The organism is Amycolatopsis plumensis (assembly GCF_042652605.1).
GTDB lineage: Bacteria > Actinomycetota > Actinomycetes > Mycobacteriales > Pseudonocardiaceae > Amycolatopsis > Amycolatopsis plumensis.
Genome location: NZ_JBHSJY010000001.1, coordinates 4,414,836 through 4,440,713, shown reverse-complemented (window position 1 = coordinate 4,440,713; position 25,878 = coordinate 4,414,836). Strand labels below are relative to the sequence as shown.

Here is a 25,878-nt window from a genome sequence, read left to right as displayed (position 1 = left end):
CACCTACAAAACCCCCGCCGCCCTAAGCCAGCTTCGGCGCCGGCCCCGACATCGCCGAGATCAGGTGCGCCGACCGAAGAACCGCGTCACGCAGCAGCGCCGCACTGTCCTGCGCCCGCGCCGGCGTGAGCACGAACCCGGCGCTCGTGTGCTCCCCCCAGCCGGTCATCACGTGCGGCTCGCCGAACCCCCGGACCGGGCACGGCAGCGGCGGCGCCACCGGCAAGTGGGCGTCGCTGGCCAGCAGGCTGACGTCGGCGCGGCCCGCCTGCTCCGGGACCGCCCGCGCGGCCCGGGCCGGGGGGGCCTGGTGCGCCACGACGAGTGCCCGCGGGACCCCCAGTCCCGCGGCCACCCGGCGCTGGGCCAGCCGGTAGGCGACCAGGGCACCGAGCCCCGCGCCGAACAGCACGTGCGGGCTCTCGAGCACCCCCGCCAGTTCCCCGGTCAGTGCCTCGACCAGCAGCCACATGTCCCGGTAGGGGTGCTCGTCCCGGCGTTCGCCCCGCCCGGGCAGCTCCACGACCTGCACGGCGATCCGAGGATCGCGCCAGGCCCGGTAGCGGCCGGCGGCTTCCCCGGCGTCCGGGAAGCAGACGAACAACAGACGCTGCACGTCGTCTCGGTCCACCCGTGGCCTCCCATCCAGCCTGCCCGGGGATAGGGTCGACCAGAGCACTTCCGTTTCGCTTCGGTCCGTCTTCCGGGGGGGCATCACGTGCGCTACCGCCTGCTCGGACCGGTCACGGTCCTCGGCGATACGGGCCCGGTCCGTCCCGGTGGCCAGAAGCAGACGTCCGTGCTCGCCGCACTCCTGCTCAACGCGAACCGCGTCGTCACCGAGGACCGGCTCATCGACCTGACCTGGGGCGAGAACGCGCCGCCGAGCGTCCGCGGGCGGCTGCAGGTGCACATCTCGGAACTGCGGAAGCTGCTCGGCCGCGACGTCATCGTGCGGCGCGCGCCCGGTTACGTCATCGAGGTCGCGCCCGGCGATCGCGACCTCGACGTGTTCGACGAAGAGGTCGCCAAGGCCAGGGCCACCTCCGGCGCGGACGCCGTCAAGCACCTGCGGGCCGCGCTGGCGCTGTGGGACGGCGATCCGCTCGGCGGGGTCAGCGAGGCACTGGCCGAGTACGAGGTCCCGGCGCTCGCCGAACGCCGGCTCGTCGCGCTGGAGGAGCTGTACGAGCAGGAACTCGTCGCGGGACGGCACGGCGAAGTGGCCGGGGAACTGCGCCGGCTCGTGGACGAGCACCCGTTCCGGGAGCGCCTGCGGGCCGCGCTGATGCTCGCGCTGCACCGCTGCGGCCGCACCCCGGAAGCGCTGGAAACCTACACGCGGGCGCACGAGCTGCTGGTCGACGAGCTGGGCATCGAGCCGGGCCAGGCCCTCCAGGACCTGCGGATGCGGATCCTGCGCGGCGAAGGCGAGCCCGGCGCCACCCCGGCCGTCCCGCGGCCCGCCGAACTGCCGCTGGACGTGCGGGGGTTCGCCGGCCGGGCGCCGGAGCTGGCCGCGCTCGACGAACCCGGGGACGTCTGGGTGATCACCGGCACCGCCGGTGTCGGCAAGACCGCGCTCGCCGTGCACTGGGCCCACACCGCGCGGGCGCGCTACCCCGACGGCCAGCTGTACGTGAACCTGCGCGGCTTCGACGCCGAAGACGAGCCGCTCACGCCCGCCGCCGCGCTCGCGCAGCTGCTGCGAACCCTCGGCGTCGACCTGCGGGACGTGCCGCCGGGCGTCGACGACCAGAGCAAGCTCTACCGGTCGCTGCTGGCCGACCGGCAGGCCCTGGTGGTGCTGGACAACGCCCGCGACACCGCACAGGTGCTGCCGCTGCTGCCGTCGTCGGGCCGGGTGCTGGTGACCAGCCGCCACCGGCTCGACGAGCTGGTCGCCCGCGTCGGCGCACGCTCGCTGGGCCTGACGCAGCTGCGCGAGGCCGACTCGCGGGCGCTGCTGACCACCCTGCTCGGCGACCGGACCGCCGCGGAGCCGGAAGCGGCGGCCGAGCTGGCCCGCCTGTGCGGCCACCACCCGCTGGCGCTGCGGATCGCCGCGGCGAACACCGGCGTCGCCAGCATCGGCGAGCTGGTCGACGAGCTGCGCGGCGATCCGCTGGCCCACCTCGGCTTCGACGGCGAAAGCGCCGTCGCCAAGGCGTTTTCGGTCTCCTACCAGGCACTGGCACCCGGGTTGCGTCAGGCGTTCCGGCTGCTCGCGCTGGTGCCGGGGACCGACTTCACGGCGATCGCGGCGTCGGCCCTGCTGGAGGTGCCGGTCGAGGAGGCGACCCGGCGGCTGCGCGGGCTGATCGCGGCGAACCTCCTCGAGGCGCACGCACCCCGCCGCTATCGGTTCCACGACCTCGCCCGCCGCTACGCCGAGCAGTGCGTCCGCGCCGAGGAGGACGAGCCCGCGCGCGAGGCGGCGTGGGAGCGGCTGTTCACCGGCTACTGCGCGGCCGCGGACGCCGCGGTGGCCCTGCTCGGCGCGCGGATCGTGGTGCTCCCCCGCGAGGACGCGCCGTCGGCGCCGAGCCCGGTGGCCTTCCCCGACGCGGCCTCGGCGGTGGCCTGGCTGGACGTCGAGGTCCCCAACCTGTCGGCAGCGCTGCGGCAGGCCGCGGCACGCGGGCCGTACCCGGGCGCCTGGTACCTCGCCGACGCGTTGCGGCGGTTCTTCCACGACCACGGCCGTCGCGCGGAGTGGCTCGAACTGGCCCCGATCGTGCTGCGCGCGGCGCAGGACCACGGCGCCCGGCCCGCCGAAGCGCTCGTCCAGCTGTCCATCGGCGGGGCGTACTTCCGCGAGGGCCAGCACGAGGCGGGCATCCGGCACACGGAGAAGGCGGTGCTGGCCAGCCGGGCGTGCGGCTGGCGGCAGTGCGAGGCGACGGCGGTGGCGAACCTCGGGTCGATGCTGGAGTGGACGGGACGGCTGTCGGAGGCCGTCGAGCACAGCCGTCGCGCGATCCAGCTGTTCCGCGAGCTGGCCAACCGGTCGGGCGAGGCACTGGCGCTGAACTCGCTGAGCTGCCACTACCGGCAGCTCGGGCGGCTGGAGCAGGCCGAGGACTGCCTCGTGGAGGCGATCGCGCTGGCCCGCAAGGAGGACCTGGCGTTCTGGGAGGCGGCCAACCTCGCCGACCTCGGCTGGGTGCTCATGGCCACCGGGCGGCTGGCCGAGGCCGGGGAGACCCTCGACCAGGCGTTGCGGGCGTTCCGCGACGTCGGCTCCAGCTTTGGCGAGGCCACGGCGCTGAACGTGGTGAGCGCCCTGCAGATCGCCCGCGGCGACCCCTCGGCGGCGGCGGACGCGGCGGAGACGGCACTGGTGTGCGTCCGCCGCGACGGCGACCGCCAGGTCGAGGCGGCGGCCCTGATCGCGCTGGGCCGGGCGGAAGAGAGCCGCGGTGACCTGGCGGCGGCGGAGCGGGTCCTGCGCGAAGCCCGGTCCCTGACCGCGGAGTCGGGGCTGCGCGGCCAGCTGGCGGAGGCGGCGGCGACGTTGGCCCGGGTCCTGGCGGCCGACGGACGGCCCGGTGAGGCGGGCGAACACGCGCGGACGGCGCTGGACGCGGCCCGGGCGGGCGGGTTCCGCGTGGTCGAGGCGGAGGCGCTGCTGGGGCTGGCGGCGGTCCAGGAGGCGGCGGGCCGGTCGATCCTGGCCGGCGGGACGGCCCGGGAAGCCGAGGCGCTGTACCGCGCGGTCGGGCACGTGACGGGAGAAGCACTGGCGGGCCAGTTCCTCGCCCGGCTCGGCGACCAGGCCACCGGCTGAGCACCCTGCCGCAGCTGGTCGTGAGTGGTAAGGAGGGTTCTAACCCGCCTTACCACTCACGAGCCCGGGGGGACGGGTGAGCCGCGCGGGTGTTCCTCGCCGGGCGTCGCGCGACATACTGAAGGCATGCCCCGTCCGAAACACGTCGCCGCGAGCGATCTGCGCCTTCCGGACGCGCTGCAGCCGGGGCGGCCGAAGGGCGACCAGCTGCGCGAGATCCTGGAAAGCGTCGCCACGGAGGCCGGGCCGGGGCGGCTGATGCCGTCCGAGCGGTTCCTCGCCGAGCACTTCCAGGTCGCCCGCGGCACCGTGCGGCAGGAAGTCAACCGCCTCGTCGCGGACGGCGTCCTGTACCGCCAGCACGGCACCGCGACCTTCACCGCCGAGCGGCAGGCCGCGCACATCGACATGCTGACGTCGTTCACCGAGGACATGCAGGCCCGCGGGGTCGTGCCGAAGACGAAGGTGCTGCACGCCGAAGTCGAAAGCGCGGGCCCGCGCATCGCCGGACGGCTGAACGTGCCGCCGGGCGCCCGGGTGTTCCGGCTCGAACGCCTCCGCTACGTCGAAGACGAGCCGTTCGCGGTCGAGCGCACGAACCTGTCCGTCGACCGGTTCCCCGGCATCGAGCTGTTCGACTGGGAAACCCAGTCCCTGCACCGCACGATCGAGGAACGCTGGGGCGTCCGCCCGGAGTGGAACGACACGGCGATCTCCGCGGTCCTGCCGAACAGCAACGACGCCGGCCTGCTCGGCATCGAAGCCACCCAGCCGTGCCTGATCATCGAGGGCACGCTGCACGACCAGAGCGGCGGCGTCATCGAAGCGGGCCGGTCGCTATACCGGGCCGACCGCTACACGGTCTTCACGCAGGCGCGCCGCAGCCCGGCGACCTGAGCCCCCGCTCAGCGGCAGCCGACCTGGTGCTTCCGCAGTACCTTCAGGCAGTGGTCCACCAGCTGGTCGGCGGCCTCCGGGCCGAACAGCGTCACGTACGACTCGTAGATCCCGTCGCGGTGCCCGTCCGCGTCCGGCAGGTACCCGAGGTACCCGTCCGTGTAGCCGATCACCCGCGTGTGGCGGAACGGGCTGCCGCGGCGGATGCGCAGGCCCAGGGACGCGAACAGCTCGAACGGGGTGTGCAGCCAGGCGATCTCGCCCAGCGACACCACGCTCACCGGCACCTCCGCGCAGCCCGTCGGCCGTCCGCTCGCCGCCATCGTCGCCAGCATCGCGCAGCCCTCGTAGCGGGTCTGGGCGATGCGGACCGCCGGGTGGTCCTCGCCGTGGCAGGCCAGCTCGCGCTGCCACTCCGCCTCCGCCGTCTGCCGCAGCTCCAGGCTGTCCTCGAGCGACGGGATGTCGCGGTAGGGCAGGTGGAGCGTCGACCGCGTCAGCCGGACCGGGCCGGCCGTCGCGGGCGGGGACGACACCGCCGCCAGCGTGCGCGCGATCGACGTCGCCAGGTGGCCGCCGAGCGCGCGGACCTCGGCGTGGTCGCGGCCGCGGCGGACGAACCGGGAGCTGGCGTCGCCCGCCGCGCCCTGCAGGAAGGCCGCGACCGGCTGCCCGACCAGGGTGGCCAGCTCGCGGCGGGTCGCACCCGGCCAGTCGGCCGACCAGGCCAGGTTGTCCGGGCCGAGCACCGTGGGGTGGCTGGCGTAGTCGAACAGCAGCGCGGCCGGCGTGCCGTCGTCGCGGCGCAGCTCGAGGACGCCGAACGACGTGTCGTGCGGTCCGTCCGGCCGGTAGCGGTTGCCGCCGACGGCTTCGGTCGAACCCGCGTGCCAGCGGGCCCGGACCCGGCCGCGGCCGGCACGCAGCCGCAGCGCGGCGCCGGTGACCTTCTCCGCCATGCCGCCGACCAGCCCGGCGTCGCGCCGCCCCGGCAGGCCGGGGTGCAGCTGGCCGGTCCAGCCCTCGGGTCCGGAATGCGTGTGCGACGCGCAGACGAGCACCCGGTCCGGGTCGATGCCCACTGCCGCGGCGACCGCGTCGGCCAGGGTCCGGGTCAGGCCGGCGTCGACGGCGAGAGCGTCCAGCGCCACCCACACCACACCCGGGTCGTCCTCGGTGGACAGCCAGATCAGGGACGCCTCGAGGTCGTCGTGCGTGCCGGTCGCGACCCCGTGCCGGGCCAGGTAGCCGCCGAGCGGGTGCCCGGGCCCCGGCGTGATCCGGACGTCTTGCGCGGCGAGCAGGAGCGCGGCGGTCACCAGGTCGATTCCAGGACGTCGACGACGCCGTTGCGGCCGGCGGCGCGCGCCACCCCGGCCAGCTCGGTGACGTCGTCGGTCGTGTGCAGCAGGACTTCCAGCAGCATCGGCAGGTTCAGCCCGGAGACCAGCTGGAACCGCGGGTGCGTGGCCGCGAGCGTGCGGACGGCGTTGAACGGCGAACCGCCGTGCAGGTCGGCGAGCACGAGCACGCTCTCGGCGTCGTGGGCCAGCGCGAGCAGCCGGGCGCCGAACTCCTCCGGGCTGTCCCGCGGGCTCAGCTCGCAGACCTTCAGCCGCGCCTGCGGGCCGAGGATCATCTCGGCGGCTTCCCCGACGCCGGACGGCAGCCGGCCGTGGCCGGCGACGATGATCGGGACGGTCATGGCGGACTCCCTCAACTCTTCGCCGGGGCCGATGGCGCGAACCAGCCGAGCCACCCCAGGACGACCCCGGCCACGACGACGATGCCGATGACCCAGACCGGCCGCAGCCGCGCCTTGACCGTCAGCAGGTAAACCCCGGCGGTCACGAGCACCGGGAGCAGGAACGGCAGCAGCTCGTCGAGCCGGTCCTGGATCGCCACCGACTGCGTCACCGGCTGCCCCTGGACCGTGGTGGTCTGCCGGTAGGTCAGCGTGGTGACGACCTTGACGATCGACGGGATGAACCCGCCGAGGACGACGAACCCGAGCACGGTCGCCCCCTGCGCGACACGCGCGAGCGCCCCGGCGGCCAGGTGCCCGGCCAGCCGTTTGCCCTCGCGGTAGGCGAAGGAGAACTGCCAGCGCCGGATGAGCGCGTACGGCACGAGCACCATGACGGCGGCGAAGGCGGGGCCGAGCCAGTTGCCCTGCAGTGCCCACGACGCGCCCATGGTGAAGATGATGCTGTTGTACAGCGCGAAGACGACGGTGTCGCCGATGCCGGCCATCGGCCCCATCAGCGCGACCTTCGTGCTCGCGGCCGACTTCGGGGTCCCGGCTTCTTCGAGCGCGACGCTGGAGCCGAGGATCAGCGGGCCGCCGACGAGCACCGAGGTGTTGAAGAACTGCAGGTGCCGCTGCAGGCCGGCGACGTAGTCGGCCTTCTCCGGGTAGAGCCGGCGCAGCACCGGCTCCATCGAGTACGCGAAGCCGAGCGCCTGCATCCGCTCGTAGTTCCAGGAGATCTGGCTCGACCAGAAGTACCGGCGGAACACCCGCCGCAGGTCCTGTTTGGTCAGCCTTGAGTCCACAGTGGACTCCTCGGCGGCGGGCGCCTCGGGGACGGCGAGCACCGGCTCGTCGCGCTTGAGCGTCACGAACAGCATCGCGACCGCGACACCGATCAGCGCGATCCCCAGCACCGGCAGCTTCAGGTAGGCGAACCCGACGAACCCGATGAGCAGCAGGTACCAGTACCGCGACAGCTCCATCATGCCCAGCAGCAGCGCGAACCCGACCGCGGGCAGCAGCGACCCGGCCAGCGTCATGCCCTGGACGAACCCGGCCGGGATGCTCGCGGTGATGTCCTTGACCAGCCCACCGGACGCGGCGAGCGCGGCGAGGAACGTCGGGATCGCGCGCACGGCCACCCACGGGACGAGGCTGACCCAGTGGATCATCGCCAAGCCGCGGGCGTTGCCGTCGGCGGCGTAGCCGTCGGCCCGGTGCACCAGCGCGGTGGTGACCATCTTGCCGACCGGGTCCAGCGCCGAGAGCAGGATCGCGGCCGGCAGCCCGACGCCGATGCCGATCGCGGCCTGCGCGGCCGGGGCGCCGGCGGCCCCCGCGGCCAGCGCGGTGCCGACGATCGCGCCGGTCTGGTAGTCCGGGATGGTCGCGCCGCCGTAGGTGTAGACGCCGAGCGCGGCCAGCTCCAGCGTCGCGCCGATGAGCAGGCCGAGCAGCGGGTGTCCGGTGATCAGCCCGGCCACCGAGCCGGCGATGAGCGGGCGCTGGGCGTAGATGAGGAACGGCCCGAGACCGTCGTACGTGCAGTAGATCGCCCAAAGGGTCAGGGCCAACGCGACGAGCATGCGGAGCTAGAGCCCTTTCCGGTCGAGCAGCGGGACGAATTCGGCGGGCTTGTCCTGCGGGAGCAGCTGGGTGACCAGCGGGACACCCGCGGCGGCGAGCTTGCGGTAGGCGTCGGCCTCGTCCGCGGTGACCGCGACCGAGCGGGTGACCATGGTGTAGGAATCCCCCGGCCGGGGGGCCACGTTGCCGACGTTGACGACCTCGGGCCGCAGCCCGCCCTCGACGAGGCGGAAGACGTCCCCGGGGTGCTTGGCGATGATCATGACGTCCGCGCCGGCCTCGGTGGCCAGCGTGGCCTCGACCGACAGCACGTCGGCGGGCAGCCCGCGGGCGGCCTGCGGGAGCAGCATGCACTGGAGTTCGTCGGCGGCGACGTCGTCGTTGCAGACGACCAGCCGGCGCACCCCGAGGCGGCGGGTCCACGCGAGGGTGACCTGCCCGTGGATCAGCCGGTTGTCGATCCGGACGTGTGCCCCCGTCATGTTTCTCCTCCCGGACGGCAGGAGACATACTGGTTCGTACCAGTATGTGTGTCAACACTGCCGGTGACCGGCCTTCGCGCGGCCGACGGAAGGACCCCTCAGACCTTCCGTCGGCCCACGAGCGCGAAGTCCCCCTGGATTTTTCTCCCGGACCCTCCCATAAAGGTATATACCAGTATGGACGGTTGTGATCGACTGTCAAGACCCTGGTCACCGCGAAATCCGAAAAATTCTCGACCGGTCAGCCGACCGAAATCGACGGGAACATTCCGCGGGAAACCGCGCAACCTCACCCGGTCACCGTCGTTAACCGCATCGTCCGTTCAGGGGAGGAAAGCATGCCGGCCGTCAGATCGAACATCGTCCCGCTCCGGCACGCGCGGCCCGGAGTGGTGGCGTACGTGAAGAGCCCGGCCGAGTGGTTCGTCGCCAACAGCGGCTGGATCCAGGGCACCGAGGGCGTCGCGCTGATCGACACCTGCGGCACCGAGCAGGCCACCCTGGAACTGCTGCGCGACGTCCGCAAGTACGCCGGCGACCAGGAGCTCACGGTCGTCATCACGCACGCGCACGGCGAACACCACAACGGACTCGGTGTCGCCCTGCGCGACGGCGGGACCGCGCTGGCCGCGCACGGCGCCCTCGACCTGGTCAAGGCCGGGCCGCAGACCTACGGCAACGTCTTCACCTACACCCGCTGGGGCGTCCTGGAACCGCCGGAGCCCGACGCGGTCCGGCCGGTGACCGGCTGGCACGAGCTGGACCTGGGCGGCGCGGTGGTCGACGTCGTCGCCGTGCCGGGGGTCGCGCACACGGCGGGCGACCTGGTGGTGCACGAGCCGCGCTCGAGCACGCTGTTCACCGGCGACCTCGTGTTCATCGGCGACACGCCGATGGCGGTGCACGGCTCGATCCCCGGCTGGCTCGACGCGCTGGACTGGCTCCAGGACACGTTCCGCCCGCGCACCCTGGTGCCCGGCCACGGCCCGGTGGCCACGCCCGCGCACACGGCGTTCCACGCGATGCGCGTCTACCTGGAGTGGCTCCTGGAGGCGACGGTGCGCCAGTCGAACTTCTCGAAGCTGGCGAAGCAGGCTTCCCTGCGGTGGCCGTCGTGGCGCAACCCGGAGCGGCACATCGGCAACCTGATGCGCGCGTACGCCGACCAGCACGGCCGCAAGCTCGACGTCGACCTGGCGATCGACGCGGTCCTGGCCGCGGCGGGCGGCCGCATCGACCTCGACTCGCTGCTGGACAGCGAACCGGTCCGGCGGATCTCCTAGGAGACCGAGCCGCCGAGGCTCTCCAGCAGGGTCCGGAGCGTCGACGCCAGTTCTTCGCGCTCGCCGGCGTCCAGCGCCGCCAGGATGCGGTGCTCGGTCTCGACGTGCTCCGGCAGCGCCCGGTCGATCAGCTCCCCGCCGGCTTCGGTCAGCTGCACGCGGACCCCGCGCCCGTCCGCCTCGTTCGGCGTGCGCTCGACCAGGCCGCGCGCCTCCATCTTGTCGAGGCGCTGGGTGATCGCCCCGGACGTCACCATGGCCGAGCGCATCAGTTCCGTCGGGGTCAGCCGGTAGGGCGGCCCGCTGCGGCGCAGGGTCGCCAGCACGTCGAAGGTCGCGCGGTCCAGGCCGTGGCGGGCGAACGTGCGGCGCAGTTCCGCGTCCACCACCGCACTGAGCCGGGACAGCCTGCCGATCACGGCCATCGGGGAAACGTCGAGGTCGGGACGCTCGGCGTGCCACTGCGCCAGTACCCGGTCCACGTGGTCGGCCATCGCCACAGCGTAACCGATGCTTTAGCGGTGAGTGAACGGGTAGCGATTTACCTTAGTGCTGAGGTAATCTACCTTAGTGCTAAACAAACAGCTTCTCCTCACCGCCCTCGCCCCGGCCATTTGGGGCACCACCTACCTCGTCACCACCGAGTTCCTGCCGCCCGACCGCCCACTGCTCGCCGCCGTCATCCGGGCCCTGCCCGCCGGGCTGCTGCTGGTCGCGCTCACCCGCCGCCTGCCGAAGGGCGACTGGTGGTGGCGGTCGCTGGTGCTCGGCACGCTGAACATCGGCGCGTTCCTCGCCCTGCTGTTCGTCGCCGCCTACCGGCTGCCCGGCGGGGTCGCCGCCACCCTCGGCGCCCTGCAGCCGCTGCTGGTCGCCGGCCTGTCCACCGGCCTGCTCGGCGAACGCCTGACCCGGCGCACCGTGCTCGCGGGCATCGCCGGGGTCGCCGGCGTCAGCCTGCTGGTCCTGCAGTCCAGCGCGCGCCTCGACGCGATCGGCGTCGCCGCGGCGGCCGGCGGCGCGGTCGTGATGGCCACCGGCGTCGTGCTGAGCAAGCGCTGGACGTCCCCCGCTCCCCTGCTGGCGACCACCGGCTGGCAGCTCGTTGCGGGCGGCTTGGTGCTCGTGCCGGTCGCGCTGGCCGTCGAAGGCGCTCCGCCCTCGTCGCTGTCCGGGGCGAACCTCGCGGGCTACGCCTACCTCGCGCTGATCGGGGCCGCGTTCGCCTACGCCCTGTGGTTCCGCGGGATCCGCGCCCTGTCCGCGACCCACGTGACGTTCCTCGGGCTGCTGAGCCCGGTCGTCGCCACCCTGCTCGGCTGGCTCGTGCTCGGCCAGCGGCTCACGCCGTGGCAGCTGCTGGGCGCCGTGATCGTGCTGGCCGCGGTCGTGGCCGCGCAACGGCGGCCGTTGGTCCGGACGGGGGCTGATAATTATCAGCCTTTGACAACCCCGCGCCCGGGCACCGACGCTGAAATGGTCTGAACAACTTGCGATCATCGGCCTCGACGAGGAGGCGCCCGTGCGCACGAAGACGTCCGTCCGGAAACGGCTTGCGGTACTGGGGGCGGCGCTCGCGGTGGTCGCCGCGACCGCTCCCGCCGCCGAGGCGGTGCCGGCCACGATTCCGTTGAAGATCACCAACAACTCCGGCCGCGGCGATCCCGTGTACCTCTACGACCTGGGCACGAACCTGGCCACCGGGCAGCAGGGCTGGGCCGACGCGAACGGCGGGTTCCACGCCTGGCCCGGCGGCGCGGTGCCGCCGATCCCGGCGCCCGACGCGTCGATCCCCGGGCCCGCCAACGGCCAGTCGATCACCATCCGCATCCCGAAGTTCTCCGGCCGGATCTACTTCTCCTACGGGCAGAAGCTGGTGTTCAAGCTCGCCACCGGGGGCCTGGTCCAGCCGGCGGTCCAGAACCCGTCCGACCCGAACGCCGACATCCTCTTCAACTGGTCGGAGTACACGCTCAACGACGGCGGCCTCTGGATCAACAGCACCCAGGTGGACATGTTCTCCGCGCCGTACGCGGTCGGCGTGCAGCCCGTCGGCGGCACGACGCGGAGCACCGGGCACCTGAAACCGGGCGGTTACAACGGTTTCTACACCGCGCTGCGCGGCCAGCCGGGCGGCTGGGCCAACCTGATCCGGACGCGCTCCGACGGCACGGTCCTGCGGGCGCTGGCCCCGAGCCACGGCATCGAGGCGGGCGCGCTGCCCGCGACCGTGCTGCAGGACTACATCAACCGCGTCTGGACGAAGTACAGCTCGTCGACGCTGACCGTGACCCCGGTGGCCGACCAGCCGAACGTCAAGTACTACGGCCGGGTTTCCGGCACCGCCATGAACTTCACGAACACCTCCGGCGGGTTCGTGACCGCGTTCCAGAAACCGGATTCCGACAGCGTTTTCGGCTGCTACAAGAACCTCGACGCGCCGAACGACGTCCGCGGCCAGATCTCGCGCACGCTCTGCGCGGGCTTCAACCGCTCGACGCTGCTGACGAACGCGAACCAGCCGGACACGAGCTCCGCGGGCTTCTACCAGGACGCCGTCACCAACCACTACGCGCGCAAGATCCACGCGCAGATGGCCGACGGCAAGGCGTACGCCTTCGCGTTCGACGACGTCGGCCACTACGAGTCCCTGGTCAACGACGGCAACCCGGCGACGGCCTACCTGACGCTGGACCCGTTCAACTAGAGCTTCACCACGACCGGCGCCACCGGCGTGTCCCCGAGCAGCTCGCCCGGGGGCGCGCCGGTGCGCACCGGCACCGGCACCGCCCGGCCCTTCACCTCCACCGCCGGCGGCCCGCAGGCCACCAGTTCCACCACCAGCACGACGACCACCAAAACCCGCACAACCGGCTCACCCCGAACCATCTCCACCACTCCCACCGCCCACACGGCACCCACCACGGAGCCGGTTCAGGAAGTCACCGGATCGGCCGAGCGCGTGCGCAAAGAGGCATCACCCGTGATTGGCGGGGCATCATGCGTGACTGGCGGGGCATCACCGCGATGCCCGCCCAATCACGCGTGATGCCTCTCCAGTCACGCGTGATGCCTCTCCAGTCACGCGTGATGCCTCTCCAGTCACGCGTGATGCCCGCTGGATCACGGCGGTCACGCGGGAGCCGGGTCATCATGGGAGGGTGCGGATCACGGCTTGGTGGGGTGGGCTCAGCCCGCGGCGACGGCTGATGCTGAGCAGTGTCGCCGTCGCCGTGGTGGCCGTGGTGGTGGTCGCCGTCATCGCGACCTCCGGGGCGAAGGCCGCTCCCGACAGCGGGACGCCGGACCAGGACAAGCCCGGCCCGGTGCTGCTCGTCCCCGGCTACGGCGGTGGCCGCGGCGCGCTGGAGATCCTCGCCGAGCGGATCAGGCAGGCCACCGGCCGGTCCGCCGAGGTGCTCACCGCGGCCGGCGACGGCACCGGCGATCTCGTCGAACAGGCCGCCGTCCTCGCCGAAGCCGTCGAAAAGGCTTACGAACAGGGCGCGCCTTCGGTCGACGTCGTCGGGTACTCCGCGGGCGGAGTCGTGGCCCGGCTGTGGGTCGGCAGGGAGGGCGGCGACCACCAGGCCCGCCGGGTCGTGACGCTCGGCGCGCCGATGCACGGCACCGGCTTGGCCACTGCGGGCGGCGCGCTGGTCCCGGGCGGCTGTCCCACCGCGTGCGTCCAGCTGGCGCCGGGCAGCAGCCTCCTGCAGGAGCTGGCCAAGCAGCCGCTTCCGCCGGGCCTGCCGTGGCTTTCGCTCTGGACGGAGAACGACGAGACGGTCACCCCGCCGGACTCGGCCCGGCTCGACGGCGCCGTCAACGTCGAGCTCCAGGACGTGTGCCCCGGCAACCCGGCCGGCCACGGCGACCTGCCGACCGACCCCGCCGTCACCGAGATCGTCCTGCAGGCCCTCGGCACCACCCCGCTCGAAGCGCCCGCCGAGTGCCTCAGCTCGTGACGTCCTTTGTCGCGAAGTTCGCCCAGGCGGCCCCGAAGAACACCACGACGTAGCCGGCCTGCAGGAGCAGCCCGTGGTCGATGTTGCGCCACAGCACCGGATCGCGGAAGAAGTCGATCCAGGACAGCCAGTAGTGCGTCGGCAGGTAGGGCCGCACGGACGCGGCCGCGTCCAGGGTCTCCAGCACCGTGCTCGTAATGAGCACGGCCAGCCCGCCCAGTGCGGCCCCCAGCGCCGAGTCAGACACCGTCGACAGGAACACGGTGATCGCCGCGAAGCCGAGCATCGACACGACGATGTAGGAAACCGCGCCCAGCAGCCGCAGGCCCAGCGCCGAGGAGCTGAGCGACTGCCCCGACAACGACGTCACGCCGGTCGGCTGCCCGCCCGGGCCGGCGACGCCGGGGTGGCCGCCGGTGCCGAACAGGATCACGCCGAGCACCAGCGACGTCAGCACGACGATGACGATGGCCGCGGTGACGTACACGGCCAACGCTACCATTTTCGCGCCCAGCAACCGCGTCCGGCCGACCGGGCGCACCAGCAGGTAGCGCAGGGTGCCGGTGGCGGCCTCGCCCGCGATCGCGTCGCCCGCGGCGACGGCGACCGCGATCGGCAGGAACAGCGGCAGCACCAGCGCGAGCGCGGCGGCGGGGTACAGCGCGCCGTCGTTCACCACCGCCGAGAGGAACGCCCCGCCCTGCCCCGGCGGCGGCGCGAAGTCGGCCGTCGCCAGGAAGACGCCGACGATCGCGGGCAGCAGGCACAGCAGCAGCACGCTGAACCACACCCGCGGCCGCAGCGCGAGCTTCCGCAGTTCGACACCGATCATTCCGCCGCTCCGAACCGGTCCGAGCCCGGACCCGTCACGTCGAGGACGACCTGTTCCAGCGTTCGCTGTTCGGCGTGGATCGACGTCACGCGCACCCCCGCCTCGACGAGCAGCGCGTTCAGCGCCGCCGGATCGCCGTGCCGGATGACGAGCCGGTCGCCGTCGCGGGCTTCGAGCTGCCCGTCGAGGACCGCGGCCGCTTCGGCCGCGTCCGGCGTGCCGACCAGGATCCGGCCGGTCGCCGCCCGCAGCGTGGCCAGGTCCTCCTCCAGCACGAGCCGGCCGCGGTCGACGACGCCGACGCGCGTGCACAGCTGCTCCACCTCGGCCAGCAGGTGGCTGGAGAGGAACACCGTGGTGCCACCCGCGTTCAGCTCGACGAGCAGCTCGCGGATCTCCTTGATGCCCTGCGGGTCGAGCCCGTTGGTCGGCTCGTCGAGGATCAGCAGCCGCGGCCGTCGCAGCAGCGCGCCGGCGAGCCCGAGCCGTTGCCGCATCCCGAGCGAGTACGCCTTGACCGGCCGCTGGTCGACCCCGCCCAGCCCGACCTGTTCGAGGGCTTCGTCGATGCGACGGCGCCGCGTGCGACGGCCACCGCCGCGGCCGGCGGCGTCGAGCAGCGCCAGGTTCCGGCGCCCGGACAGGTGCGGGTACGCGGCCGGGCCCTCGACGAGCGCGCCGACCTCCGGCAGCACCTCGGCGACCCGCTTCGGCATCGGTTTCCCGAGCACCTCGATCTCCCCGGCGGTCGCGTAGACCAGGCCGAGCAGCATCCGGACCAGGGTGGTCTTGCCCGAGCCGTTCGGGCCGAGGAAGCCGTAGCGGTCGCCTTCGCGGACGGCGAGGCCGACCGCGTCGACGGCCACCGTGCGGCCGTAGCGCTTGGTCAATGCGTGCGTGACGATCACGGGCCGCTCCGGCGCAGCCGGGTCAGCTCTTCCGCCACCGACATCAGGACGCCCTGCGTCACGGTCCCGGCCAGCAGGAAGGAGCGCCGGGAGACCGACGCCTGCACGATGCCCAGGGACAGCGGGGTGATCGACAGCTGCACGACGCTGCCCGTGGCCAGCCTGACCTGCACCGCACCGGCTTTCCCGGCGGCGTCCCGCGCCGCGTTGGCCACCGTTCGCGGCACGGCGATCACGGCGAGCGCGGCCAGCCCGCGGCCGTAGAGCGCCGCGCCCTGCACGCCGCCGAAGGTCGACGACACCAGCGGACGTCCGGCGAGCGAGGACGGCAGCGGGACCTCGCCGAGCGCACCCAGCGTGTCGGCGACGTCCGGGGCGCTGGTCACGGTGAACCCGGACCCGAGCACCGGCCGCGGCGCCTCGACGACCGGCGTCGTCTGTTCGAGCTGCTGGAACTCGGTGACCAGGAGCGGGGCGTACTGCCCGCGCGCGGTCAGTTCGACCCGCACGGCGACCCCGGTGACCGGGTCCGCCCAGACGTCGACCTCGCCGATGGTCGTGTCCGGATCGCCGGGCACGAGCCGCAGGCCGGACGCGGCGACCCCGGCGACGTTCCGCCCCGGCAGCGCGCTCACCCGGTCGCCCTGCGCGGCGCGCAGGATCCGCCGGGCGAGTTCGGGCGGCAGCAGGTCCCCGGCCCGCGGCAGCCGCAGCCCGGGGTCACCGATCAGCTCGGTCAGCGTGTTGTCCCCGTAGTCCCAGGTGTATTCGCCGTCCGGAAGCCGGTAGACGTCGTGCTCGCCGGCGGTGCCGAGGATGTCGACGCGGTAGCGATCGGGCCCGGCGTACCAGGCCCGCATCGGCGTGCGCATGGAGAAGAGAGCGGTGACGGCGGCGAGGTTCGGCAGCTCCGGAACGGCCAGCGAACCGGTGCTTTCGGCGTAACCCTGGTACGGCTTCCCGGCGGAATCCAGCACCAGAGCCCGCAGTTTCTCCGGATCGGTCGCGGCACCGGCCGGCGCGAGCGCGGCGACGACCGACGGCGCGGAAACGAGCACCGCGGCCACGGCGGCGACGACCGCCCACCGGCGCCGCTTCTCGTGCCGCACCACCGAGGGCGTCATCCGGCATCACCTCTCCCGTCCTTTGTACGCCATGGCCGCGCGTCCTAGGCTCGACGAGTGACTCCCGTTCATGCTGCTGTCCTGAGCTAGTTCCCGCTCCGGTCCTTCGCACACCCCGCACGTCTCGCGGGTGCTTCGTCGTGCCCGCAGCAAGAACGGAAACCCCTTACCGTGGCGCATCTCGTCCTGCCCGGAGAACCCGATCGCCGGCTCTTCTCCCCGCCTTCCCGCCCCGCCCGCACCGCCGGAGAAGACGTCTCCGCCGACACCGCCCTCCGCACGATGTCCGACGGCACCGCCCTCCTCTGGCAGGGCGCCTACCCGGCCGCCCGCAGCCTCCTCACCGCCATCGACCGCCGAATCCCCCCACCCCCGCCGGACGACTACCCCCGCTACCGCACCGACCGCGCCCGCCTGCTCTCCCTGTTGTATGTCCCCCTCGATCCCGGCCACGTCATCCCCCTGCGCCGGGCACCGGACGTGCGGGCCGCGTGCGCCGCGGTCTACGGACCGCTGCACGAGCCCGCGGCGGTACCGCTGCGGGAGCTGCTCGGCGTCCTGGGCGCGGCGGAATGGCGTCGCCGAGGTGTCGAAGTCCCGGCCCTCGGAGCCCGCATCCACCCGCACTACGGCGTGTTCGCCCCGGTCCGGCAGGAGTACGTCGACCTGATCGCGGAAGCCCCGCTGCCGACCACGGAGCTGGCCTTCGACATCGGAACCGGAACGGGCGTGCTCGCCGCAGTCCTCGCCCACCGCGGGGTGGACCGTGTGGTGGCAACGGACACCTCGCCCCGGGCGGTCACGTGCGCCAGGGAGAACCTGACCCGGCTCGGCTTGGCCGGGCGCGTTCAGGTGGTGACGTCGGATCTGTTCCCCCGCGGAAGGGCACCACTGGTGGTGGCCAATCCGCCGTGGCTCCCGGGCCGCCCGCGAGGGCCACTCGACCACGCGGTATACGACCCGGGCAGCCGCATGCTGCGAGGGTTCCTCGATCGGGCACGCAGGCACCTGACGCCGGACGGCGAGGCTTGGTTGGTGCTGTCGGATTTGGCGGAGCACCTGGGGCTGCGCTCGCGCGGCGAGCTGCTGGGGTGGATCGCTGCGGCGGGACTGCGGGTGGTGGGGCGGACTGAAGCTGTGCCCCGGCACCCGCGGGCGGTGGATCCGGGGGGTCCGCTGCACCGGGCGCGGGCCGCGGAAGTGACGTCGCTTTGGCGGCTCAGCCGGGGGTGAGATCGGTGGTCGGCGGCGCAGGGTGACCACCGCTGCCGCGGCAGTCTGCCGTGGCTGAGAGAAAAGACCTGTCCTCGCCGGACGGGCAGGCTCCGGGATGACCCCACCTCCCCGCTGCCCCCTCACCTTCCCGAGATGGGCCGCAGGGTGGTCATCCCGTCGCCTGAACGAGGCCTATCACTTTGAGCCGGGCCCGCAAGCTTGCGCTGTTCTCCCGCGTTGACCTGTGGGTTGCGGGCCCGGCTCAAAGTGATTTCACGGCCTCAGGCGACGGGAGGACCACCCAGCTCCTCCTATGGGTCAAGACCCGCTACCGCCTCCACTGCTTCCCTTGTCTCGCGGACATTGTGTGCTCTGAAGACCGCCGCGCCCGCGTAAGCCGCTATTGCCGTTGCGGCCAGTGTTCCCGCCAAGCGGTCGTGGGCTTCCACGTCCAGCGTTTCTCCGATGAGGTCCTTGTTCGACAGCGCCACCAGCACCGGCCAGCCCGTGTCCACCAGGCGGTCGAAGTGCCTGAGGAGTTCGAGGCCGTGGCGGGTGCTCTTGCCGAAGTCGAACGTCGGGTCGATCAAGATGCCGCCGCGGGGGACGCCCGCGGCGAGGGTGCGCGCCGCCGCCGTCGTCAACTCCGCCAACACGTCCGCCACGACGTCGTCGTAGCGGGGCCAGAAGGGCCTCTCCGGGGTCGGCGCCGGGTACGGGTCCGTGCGGAGCGGCATGCCTCCGACGTGCGAGCACACGTAACCCGCGCCGAACTCCGCGGCCACCTCGACCAGCTTGGGGTCGGCGCCCGCCCACGTGTCGTTGAGGAGGTCGGCGCCCGCTTCGCAGACCTGGCGGCCGACTTCGTGGCGCCAGGTGTCGACGCTGATCACCAGTTCGGGGTGGCGGCGGCGGACCTCGGCGACGAACGGCACCACCCGCCGGCTCTCCTCGTCGACGTCGACCTCGGGGCCCTCGCCCGCCTTCACGCCGCCGATGTCCACGATGTCGGCGCCCGCGGCGACCGCTCTGTCCACCGCTTCGACGGCCGCGGTGTCGGCGAAGGTGGCGCCCTTGTCGTAGAACGAGTCGGGCGTGCGGTTCACGATGGCCATGACCAGGGCGCGGTCGCCGGGCATGCGACGGCCCCGGAAGACCATCTCCGGCCGGTGTGACGTCATGCGCCCAACCCTGCCAGGTCACGGCTGGGTCCGGAACGCCGCGTCCGGGCCGTGCGCCGGGTTATCCTCGGGCCGCCAACCGAGCAGGGGGACGACATGAACGAGGAACCGGTCCGCAGCGACGCCGAGCTGATGATCGCCGAGGCCAAGAAGGCCCTGTGGGCGATGGTCAGCCTGCTGGCGGTGATGTGGCTCGTGCAGATCGTCAACGCCGTCGAGAGCTACGACCTGAGCCGCGAGTTCGGCATCGAGCCGCGGGACCCGGGGTCGCTGCCGGACATCCTGACCTCGCCGTTCATGCACGCCAGCTGGATGCACATCGAGGCCAACTCGGGGCCGCTGTTCGTGTTCGGCTTCCTCGCCGCCTACCGCGGGGTGAAGAAGTGGCTCGGCGTGAGCCTGCTGATCATCGTCGCCAGCGGGCTGGGCGTCTGGTTCATCACGCCGTCGCACACGGTCACCGTCGGCGCCAGCGGCCTGCTGTTCGGCTACTTCGGCTACATCATCGTGCGCGGGCTGTTCGACCGGCACCCGATCGACATCGTGATCGGGCTCGTGATGGCGCTGTGCTTCGCCTACACGTTCGTCTCCCTGCTGCCCACCGACGAGGGGGTCAGCTGGCAGGGGCACCTGTTCGGGTTCGTCGGCGGCATCGTCGGCGGCTGGCTGTTCCGCGACCGGCGGCCCAAGGCGGCCGCCGCGCCGGACGCGGCGACCACCCTGCTCCCCAAGGGCCTGAGCTAGGCGGCTCGCGCTCGGGCAGCCTGTGCCGTGCTGTGCGGGCGCTATGAGGTCGCTGTGCATCGGGCCGCGCACGCTGCGGATCCGGCGCCGCTGTGGTGATCTGGAGTCGTGGCGATCAAGTTTCCCCGCACCGCGCTGACGGCCGCGGCGTCGTTGCTGGTCCTGGGGGCCGGGCTGGTCCTCGGCACCGGCACGACCGCCGACGACGCCTACGCCGCGGGCGCGCCGGCCCCGGTCACCACGCCGGTTCCGACTCCCGTCACCACCTCGGCGGCTCCGGCCGCTCCTGCTCAGCCCGCCGCTTCCTCGGTCGGGGCGCTGTTCGCGGGCGGGAGCCACTTCTGCTCGGCGAGCGTCGTGCACTCCGGCACCGGCGACCTCGTCCTGACCGCCGCGCATTGCGTCCGGGGCGACATGACCTTCGCGCCGGGCTACCACGACGGCGTCGCGCCGTTCGGGATGTGGACGGTGACCTCGACCGCCGTCGCCGACGGCTGGAAGTCCTCGGCGGACCCGGACCTGGATTTCGCGTTCCTCACCGTCCGGCAGGCCGGAAACCCGGCCTCGCTGGAAAGCCTCACCGGCGCGAACGTGCTCGGGACGAATCGCGGATTCGAGCACCGGATCACCCTCACGGGCTACCCCGACACGACCGATTCCCCGGTGGTCTGCGAAGGGAACACCACGCGGTCGGACACATATCAGCTGCGCGTGGCGTGCCCCGGTTTTCCCGACGGAACCAGCGGCGGGCCGTGGGTGACCGAGGGCGCGGTCATCGGCGTGATCGGCGGTTACCAGCTCGGCGGCGACACCCCGGACGTTTCCTACAGCGCGTATTTCGACGACGACATCGCGAAGCTGTACGCGTCGGTCACCGGCTGACTTTTCCGGCGGAACGCGAAACGGGCCCGTGTCCCTGGCGGAGGACACGAGCCCGGTTCACCTCTCGCAACCCTCAGCAGGTCACGATGAGCCCGGTGAGCGCCGAGCACGTCTTCGCCGCGCTGTCGTTGGCGGGATTGGGATCCGCGGGCGAGCTCGCCGTCCGCTTCGCCGTCGCGGTGTACGAACCGAGCGCGAGCAGGCCGCCGTTCACGGAGAACTTCGGCGTCGCGGAAGCACCGTTGGCCAGCGAAGCGACGTCACAGTTCACCGTCCGCGTGCCGCTGACCGGGGTGCACCCGGTGCCGCTGCCGAACGAAAGGCCCGCCGGATACGTGGCCACGACCCGGATTCCGGTCGCCGTGGAGGGGCCGTTGTTCGTCACGGTCACGGCGTAGTCGATGCGCGCGTTCAGCCCGCCGTGCCCGGTGGCGCCCAGCGCGACCTTGACGTCGGCCTGCGTGGACGGCTCGGCGATGGTGATCACCGGCCCGTCGAGGATTTCGAAGGCGTAGTTGTCGCCGACGAACTGGTGCTGCAGCGTGAACTGGCCGGGCGCCGCGGTGTCCTTGACGCGCAGCGTCCACACCGTGGTCTTCGTGCCGCCCGCTTCGAGGTCGCCGAACGCGGCGCGGTAGCTGCTGCCGGCCTGGAAGCAGCCGACCGCCGTCGTGTTGGTGCAGTTGACGACGTCGACGACATCGGTGATCGGGGTCGGCGTGCCGTAAAGCGCGCCCTTCGCGAAAGTCACCGTGAAATCGGTGGGGTTGTGAATGGTTTGCGTGACCGTGAATGTCTGTCCCGGCAGCACGGTGGTGGGACTGACATCGACGGAACTGGTGGGCGTGTCCGCCTGAGCGGCGGGGGCGATTGCGATGAACGCCGTGGCCAGTGCGGCCACCGAAGACAGGATCGTGGCCCGTCGCCAGCTTCTGTGCATAGTCGTCATCTCGCTGTTCCAGTCCGGGGAATGCCGCTCTGACAGATGTTCCGTAGGTCTTTTTTGGACGGCCGACGCTGATCAGTCGTCGCACTCCCGGAATTCGTTACCGCCATCCGGACGCGCCCCGGCACGGCCGTCAGGAGGGACGCCAGCGGCCGTTCATCTCACCGGGCCGCGGCGGCGGCCCCGGCAAATCCGGCCCTTTCGCCGACAACCCCTCGATGAGCAGTGCGAGGTACCGGTTGCGCAGCTCCAGCGTGCGGTCCGGGTCGCCGTCGACGCGGATGGCAGCGCAGCACTCGAGGATCATGCCGATGTCTTCCGGGACGGCGTCGGGGCGGAGGCGCCCGGTTTTGCGCGCTCGCTCGACCAGCTGCTTCGTCAGCTCGCCGGCGCGGCGCGCGTCCCGGCCCATCTCGGGGGTCGGGGTGAACGTGCCGGCGAGGTGGACGGTCAGCGAGTGCACGTCGGCTTCGACGACCCGGCCGAGGAACCCGGTCAGCGCCGCCCAGCCGTCCGGCTCCTCCGCGGCGACTTCCGCCTCGCCGATGTAGAGGAGAAGCCCGTCGTGGCAGATGTGGCGGAGCAGGACCTCCTTGCTCGGGTAGCGCCGGTAGAGCGCGCTGATCCCGACGCCGGCGCGTTCGGCGACCTGCGAGATCGGCGCCTTCGGATCGCCGAGGAAGACGTGCCGGGCGGCGTCGAGGATCAGGATGTTGTTGCGGGCGGCCTGGCCGCGGCGGCCGGGCAGGGCTGTCTCGGGCGTGGCTGTCTCGGGCATGCGCCGAGATTACCACTGGAACGGATCGTTCCGGTCTGCTACAGTTCGGAACGAAGCATTCCGTTCCGCCTCTCGAGGAGTTCACCATGACGGTCCCCGCCCTCCGCCCGTTCCGCGTCGAGATCCCGCAGGCCGCCCTCGCGGACCTGGAGAACCGCCTGCGCGGGGCGCTGTGGCCGGACGAGCTGCCCGCCGAGTACGGCGTCACGAACGAGCGGGTCCGCGCGCTGGCGGAGTACTGGCTGGAGAAGTTCGACTGGCGGGCGTTCGAGGCGCGGCTCAACGCGTATCCGCAGTTCGTGACCGAGATCGACGGCGAGAGCATCCACTTCCTGCACGTCCGCTCGTCGCGGGAGGACGCGACGCCGCTGGTGCTCACGCACGGCTGGCCGGGCTCGATCGTGGAGTACCTCGACGTGATCGGCCCGCTGACCGAGCCGGCCTCGGCCGAGGAGCCGGCGTTCCACCTGGTCATCCCGTCCCTGCCGGGCTTCGGCTTCTCGGGCCCGACCCGGTCGGCGGGCTGGGAGACCCACCGCACGGCGGCGGCGTGGGCCGAGCTGATGAGCCGGCTGGGCTACGAGAAGTACGGCGCGGTGGGCAACGACGGCGGGTCGATGATCTCGCCGGAGATCGGGCGGCTCGCCCCGGAGAAGGTCGTCGGCGTGCACGTCACGCAGCTGTTCTCGTTCCCCTCCGGCGACCCGGCCGAGATGGCGGACCTGAGCGAAGCCGACCAGGCCGCGCTGGCGCACCTGCAGTGGTTCTCGGAGAACATGTTCTCGTTCAACATCCTGCACAGCCAGCAGCCGCACACGCTGGCGTTCGCGCTGACGGACTCGCCGCTGGGCCTGCTGGCGTGGAACGCGCAGCTGTTCGGCGAGCACCTGGACCCGGAGTTCGTGGTGGCGAACGTGGCGCTGTACTGGCTGACCCGCACCGGCGGCTCGTCGATCCGCTTCTACTACGAGAACGCGCACACCACGTCCCACCCGGAGGGCCCGACGACGGTCCCGACGGCACTGGCGATGTTCAAGGGCGACTTCCAGTCGATCCGCCGCTTCGCCGAGCGCGACCACGCGAACATCGTCAGCTGGAACAGCTACGACGTGACCGCGACCGGCGGCGGCCCCCGCGACGCGGCGGGTCACTACGCGGCGCACGAAGCCACGGACGTCCTGGTGGCGGACATCCGCCGGTTCTTCGCGAGCCTGACGGGCGGAACGTCCTGGCCGATCCTGGAGGCGGCGCACGAGGCGCTGCGGTCGGCGATCGCGGGCGTGACGGACTGGTCGGCCCCGACACCCTGCGCGGAGTGGAACGTGACCCAGGTCCTCCAGCACGCAGCGGGCGACCAGCTGGGCTACGCGGCGCAGATCACCGGAACGGGCGGCCCGGACTTCAACCCGTTCGCCCCCTCGGGCACCCTCCCGGCCCCGGCGCCGGAGTACCTGGAGCCAACGCTGGCCGCCGCGGCGGCAGCGTTCGCCACGGTGGCGCACGATGCGGAGGCGGTCCCGACACCCCTGCCGCAGGGAGCCCTCCCGGCCAAGGTGGCCGTGGGAGCGGCAGCCCTGGACGCGGCGGTCCACGCCTGGGACATCGCCCGGGCATCGGGCCAGCAGTCCCCGCTGACGCCGGAGCTGGCCGAGCAGCTGCTCCCGGTGGCCCGACGGCTGGCCGAGCCGTTGCGAGGCTTCGCGTACGCCCCGGCCCTGGAGGAGGCACCTGGCGACGACGCGGCAGCGACGCTGCTCCGCTACCTGGGCCGCAACCCGGAGTGGACCGCCTGAGCCGGCGGCCACGAGTGCCGGGAGCCGGGAGCCGCTTGCGGCCCCCGGCACTCCCGCACGCACGGCGCCGCCCGCCCACCCCGCCCTGCCCTGCCCGCCCCGCCCTCTCCGCCCCGGCCTCGCCCGGCCCGCGTGCCCCGGCCTGCCCTGCTCCGGCCTGCCCTGCCCTGCTCCGCCCCGGCCTGCTCCGGCCTGCCGTGCTCCGGCCCGCCCTGCTCCGCCGCGCCCCGGCCCGGCCCGCCCCGGCCTGCCTTGCTCCGGCCCGCGCTGCCCCACCCTGCCCCGGCACGCCCTGCTCCGCCGCGCCCCGACCTGCCCTGCCCTGCCCTGCCCCGGCCCACCCTGCCCGGCCTGCCTTGCTCCAAGGCCTGCCCTGCCCCGGCCTGCCCCAACCTGCCTCAGCCCGCCCTGCCCCGACCTGCCTTGCTCCGGGCCGCCCTGCCCCGGCCCGCCTTGCTCCGGGCCGCCTTGCCCCGGCCCGCCCGGCCCCAACCTGCCCCGGCCCGCCCCGCCCCGCCTGCCCCAACCTGCCCCAGCCCTCCCGGCCCCGACCTGCGGGTACCTGGTGATCGACCGGCTCGTGCGCGGGGTCGCCAGCGGCGGCCTGCGGATGCGCCGCGGCTGCTCGCTGTTCGAGGTCCGCGGCCTGGCCCGGGGCATGACGCTCAAGGAAGGCCTCAACTACGACCCCGACGGCCGCTACATCCCCCTCGGCGGCGCCAAGGGCGGCATCGACTTCGACCCCCACGACGAGCGCGCCCGGGACGTCGTCGCCCGGTACCTGCGCGCCATGCGGCCGCTCATCGAGCAGTACTGGACCATGGGCGAGGACCTGGGCCTGCGGCAGGACGTCATCGACGGCGTCATCGCCGAAATCGGCCTGGTCAGCCCCGTCCAGGCCGTCTACCCGCTGCTCGAAGACCGGGAAGAAGCCACGGCCCGGCTGGCGGACGCGCTGCGGATGGAGGTCGGCGGCCTGGGGCTCGACGAGCTGGTCGGCGGCCTCGGCGTCGCGCAGGCCACGCTCACCGGGCTCGAGATGCTCGGCCTCGAAAACGAACCCAACCGCGTCGTGCTGCAGGGGTTCGGCGCGCTGGGCGGCGCCACCGCCCGCTTCCTCGCCGACGCCGGGCTGCGCGTGGTCGGCGTCTCGGACGTCCGCGGGGTCGTGGCCAACCCGGACGGGCTCGACGTCGAAAACCTGCTGCGGCACCGCGACCGCTTCGGCGGCATCGACCGCGACAACCTCAAGCCCGGCGACGAGCTCCTGCCGCCGGAAGCCTGGCTGGACGTGCCGGCCGAGGTGCTGGTGCCGGCCGCGATCTCCTACTGCGTCGACGCCGACAACCAGGCCAAGATCGGCGCGAAACTGATCGTCGAGGCCGCGAACCTGCCGGTCACCCCGGACGCCGAAGAGCTCCTGGACGCGCGCGGCATCCCCGTGGTGCCGGACTTCGTCGCCAACTCGGCGACCAGCTCGTGGTGGTGGTGGACGTTGTTCGGCGACGTCGGCGCGGACGCCGAGGAAGCCTTCGGCAAGGTTCGCACCCGGATGCGGGCCCTGGTGACCAGCATGTTCGAGGTCGCCACCCTGGACGGGCTAAGCCTGCGCGCGGCCGCGCTGCAGCTGTCGGAGAAGAACCTCGAGGCCATCCAGGCCCGGTTCGGGTCAGAGCCACAGGGAACGAATCCGCCCCCAAAGTAGTTGAGCGTTG

The 25,878-nt window shown here is 72.8% G+C and carries 24 protein-coding genes; 11 read left to right on the top strand and 13 right to left on the bottom strand.

Annotated elements, in window-relative coordinates:
• Window positions 1-22: 22 nt before the first annotated feature.
• Complete coding sequence (locus ACFPLC_RS21510; RefSeq protein ID WP_378203908.1) at window positions 23-631, bottom strand: thioesterase II family protein; 609 nt, start codon at window positions 629-631, stop codon at window positions 23-25.
• Window positions 632-718: 87 nt separating this feature from the next.
• On the opposite strand from ACFPLC_RS21510, the gene ACFPLC_RS21505 reads away from it, so the two are divergent.
• Both ACFPLC_RS21505 and ACFPLC_RS21500 read left to right on the top strand, forming a co-directional pair.
• Window positions 719-3,790 (top strand): AfsR/SARP family transcriptional regulator, encoded by a 3,072-nt coding sequence (locus ACFPLC_RS21505; RefSeq protein WP_378203911.1) that lies wholly within the window; start codon window positions 719-721, stop codon window positions 3,788-3,790.
• Between the two features lie 126 nt (window positions 3,791-3,916).
• Entirely contained in the window at window positions 3,917-4,687 is a 771-nt protein-coding gene (locus tag ACFPLC_RS21500; protein ID WP_191317077.1) for a GntR family transcriptional regulator, read from the top strand.
• Between the two features lie 8 nt (window positions 4,688-4,695).
• Here the strand turns inward: ACFPLC_RS21500 and ACFPLC_RS21495 are convergent, their stop codons facing one another.
• Genes ACFPLC_RS21495 through ACFPLC_RS21480 form a run of 4 tightly spaced genes read right to left on the bottom strand, consistent with a single transcriptional unit; the run spans window position 4,696 to window position 8,509 of the window.
• On the bottom strand, window positions 4,696-6,006 hold the full coding sequence (locus ACFPLC_RS21495; RefSeq protein ID WP_378203914.1) for a hypothetical protein: 1,311 nt from the start codon (window positions 6,004-6,006) through the stop codon (window positions 4,696-4,698).
• The gene (locus ACFPLC_RS21490) at window positions 6,003-6,392 is read right to left on the bottom strand and encodes a PTS sugar transporter subunit IIA (protein ID WP_378203917.1); all 390 of its coding nucleotides are present in this window, start codon (window positions 6,390-6,392) and stop codon (window positions 6,003-6,005) included. The genes ACFPLC_RS21495 and ACFPLC_RS21490 overlap by 4 nt, the downstream gene beginning before the upstream one ends.
• 11 nt (window positions 6,393-6,403) lie before the next feature.
• On the bottom strand, window positions 6,404-8,014 hold the full coding sequence (locus ACFPLC_RS21485; protein WP_378203920.1) for a PTS system mannose/fructose/sorbose family transporter subunit IID: 1,611 nt from the start codon (window positions 8,012-8,014) through the stop codon (window positions 6,404-6,406).
• An 18-nt stretch (window positions 8,015-8,032) separates the two neighbouring features.
• On the bottom strand, window positions 8,033-8,509 hold the full coding sequence (locus ACFPLC_RS21480; RefSeq protein WP_378203923.1) for a PTS sugar transporter subunit IIB: 477 nt from the start codon (window positions 8,507-8,509) through the stop codon (window positions 8,033-8,035).
• 338 nt (window positions 8,510-8,847) lie between these two features.
• Here ACFPLC_RS21480 and ACFPLC_RS21475 point away from each other — a divergent pair, with 338 nt between their 5' ends.
• Complete coding sequence (locus ACFPLC_RS21475) at window positions 8,848-9,792, top strand: MBL fold metallo-hydrolase (protein WP_378203926.1); 945 nt, start codon at window positions 8,848-8,850, stop codon at window positions 9,790-9,792.
• On the opposite strand, the gene ACFPLC_RS21470 is transcribed toward ACFPLC_RS21475, so the two are convergent.
• Window positions 9,789-10,286: a MarR family winged helix-turn-helix transcriptional regulator gene (locus ACFPLC_RS21470; protein ID WP_191317083.1), complete on the bottom strand. Its 498-nt coding sequence runs from the start codon at window positions 10,284-10,286 to the stop codon at window positions 9,789-9,791. The genes ACFPLC_RS21475 and ACFPLC_RS21470 overlap by 4 nt on opposite strands.
• Window positions 10,287-10,362: 76 nt before the next feature.
• Between ACFPLC_RS21470 and ACFPLC_RS21465 the strand changes: the two genes are divergently transcribed.
• Both ACFPLC_RS21465 and ACFPLC_RS21460 read left to right on the top strand, forming a co-directional pair.
• Complete coding sequence (locus ACFPLC_RS21465) at window positions 10,363-11,277, top strand: EamA family transporter (RefSeq protein WP_378203929.1); 915 nt, start codon at window positions 10,363-10,365, stop codon at window positions 11,275-11,277.
• Between the two features lie 37 nt (window positions 11,278-11,314).
• Window positions 11,315-12,499, top strand: coding sequence for a glycoside hydrolase family 64 protein (locus ACFPLC_RS21460; RefSeq protein ID WP_378203932.1), 1,185 nt, complete (start codon window positions 11,315-11,317; stop codon window positions 12,497-12,499).
• On the opposite strand, the gene ACFPLC_RS21455 is transcribed toward ACFPLC_RS21460, so the two are convergent.
• The gene (locus tag ACFPLC_RS21455; protein ID WP_229903222.1) at window positions 12,496-12,660 is read right to left on the bottom strand and encodes a hypothetical protein; all 165 of its coding nucleotides are present in this window, start codon (window positions 12,658-12,660) and stop codon (window positions 12,496-12,498) included. The two genes, ACFPLC_RS21460 and ACFPLC_RS21455, sit on opposite strands and share 4 nt — an antisense overlap.
• A 293-nt stretch (window positions 12,661-12,953) precedes the next feature.
• Between ACFPLC_RS21455 and ACFPLC_RS21450 the strand changes: the two genes are divergently transcribed.
• Window positions 12,954-13,760: a lipase family alpha/beta hydrolase gene (locus ACFPLC_RS21450; RefSeq protein WP_378203935.1), complete on the top strand. Its 807-nt coding sequence runs from the start codon at window positions 12,954-12,956 to the stop codon at window positions 13,758-13,760.
• Here ACFPLC_RS21450 and ACFPLC_RS21445 read toward each other — a convergent pair.
• Genes ACFPLC_RS21445 through ACFPLC_RS21435 form a run of 3 tightly spaced genes read right to left on the bottom strand, consistent with a single transcriptional unit; the run spans window position 13,750 to window position 16,624 of the window.
• On the bottom strand, window positions 13,750-14,592 hold the full coding sequence (locus ACFPLC_RS21445; RefSeq protein WP_378203938.1) for an ABC transporter permease: 843 nt from the start codon (window positions 14,590-14,592) through the stop codon (window positions 13,750-13,752). The genes ACFPLC_RS21450 and ACFPLC_RS21445 overlap by 11 nt on opposite strands.
• A complete protein-coding gene (locus ACFPLC_RS21440; RefSeq protein WP_378203941.1) occupies window positions 14,589-15,500 on the bottom strand; it encodes an ABC transporter ATP-binding protein in 912 nt (303 codons plus the stop codon). The genes ACFPLC_RS21445 and ACFPLC_RS21440 overlap by 4 nt, the downstream gene beginning before the upstream one ends.
• On the bottom strand, window positions 15,497-16,624 hold the full coding sequence (locus ACFPLC_RS21435; RefSeq protein WP_378203944.1) for a hypothetical protein: 1,128 nt from the start codon (window positions 16,622-16,624) through the stop codon (window positions 15,497-15,499). Before ACFPLC_RS21435 ends, ACFPLC_RS21440 begins: the two co-directional genes overlap by 4 nt.
• Before the next feature lie 171 nt (window positions 16,625-16,795).
• Here ACFPLC_RS21435 and ACFPLC_RS21430 point away from each other — a divergent pair, with 171 nt between their 5' ends.
• Window positions 16,796-17,857: a methyltransferase gene (locus tag ACFPLC_RS21430; RefSeq protein WP_378203947.1), complete on the top strand. Its 1,062-nt coding sequence runs from the start codon at window positions 16,796-16,798 to the stop codon at window positions 17,855-17,857.
• 293 nt (window positions 17,858-18,150) lie between these two features.
• Here ACFPLC_RS21430 and folP read toward each other — a convergent pair whose 3' ends face one another.
• Window positions 18,151-19,020: a dihydropteroate synthase gene (folP, locus tag ACFPLC_RS21425; protein WP_378203950.1), complete on the bottom strand. Its 870-nt coding sequence runs from the start codon at window positions 19,018-19,020 to the stop codon at window positions 18,151-18,153.
• 96 nt (window positions 19,021-19,116) lie between these two features.
• Here folP and ACFPLC_RS21420 point away from each other — a divergent pair, with 96 nt between their 5' ends.
• A complete protein-coding gene (locus tag ACFPLC_RS21420) occupies window positions 19,117-19,764 on the top strand; it encodes a rhomboid family intramembrane serine protease (RefSeq protein WP_378203953.1) in 648 nt (215 codons plus the stop codon).
• Window positions 19,765-19,872: 108 nt separating this feature from the next.
• Entirely contained in the window at window positions 19,873-20,646 is a 774-nt protein-coding gene (locus tag ACFPLC_RS21415; protein WP_378203956.1) for a trypsin-like serine peptidase, read from the top strand.
• A 73-nt stretch (window positions 20,647-20,719) separates the two neighbouring features.
• Here the strand turns inward: ACFPLC_RS21415 and ACFPLC_RS21410 are convergent, their stop codons facing one another.
• A complete protein-coding gene (locus tag ACFPLC_RS21410; protein ID WP_378203996.1) occupies window positions 20,720-21,547 on the bottom strand; it encodes a hypothetical protein in 828 nt (275 codons plus the stop codon).
• Window positions 21,548-21,725: 178 nt separating this feature from the next.
• Complete coding sequence (locus tag ACFPLC_RS21405; RefSeq protein WP_378203959.1) at window positions 21,726-22,370, bottom strand: TetR/AcrR family transcriptional regulator; 645 nt, start codon at window positions 22,368-22,370, stop codon at window positions 21,726-21,728.
• Window positions 22,371-22,456: 86 nt separating this feature from the next.
• On the opposite strand from ACFPLC_RS21405, the gene ACFPLC_RS21400 reads away from it, so the two are divergent.
• Window positions 22,457-24,163, top strand: coding sequence for a TIGR03086 family metal-binding protein (locus ACFPLC_RS21400; protein ID WP_378203962.1), 1,707 nt, complete (start codon window positions 22,457-22,459; stop codon window positions 24,161-24,163).
• A 565-nt stretch (window positions 24,164-24,728) separates the two neighbouring features.
• Window positions 24,729-25,868 (top strand): Glu/Leu/Phe/Val dehydrogenase dimerization domain-containing protein, encoded by a 1,140-nt coding sequence (locus tag ACFPLC_RS21395; protein ID WP_378203965.1) that lies wholly within the window; start codon window positions 24,729-24,731, stop codon window positions 25,866-25,868.
• Window positions 25,869-25,878 lie beyond the last annotated feature (10 nt).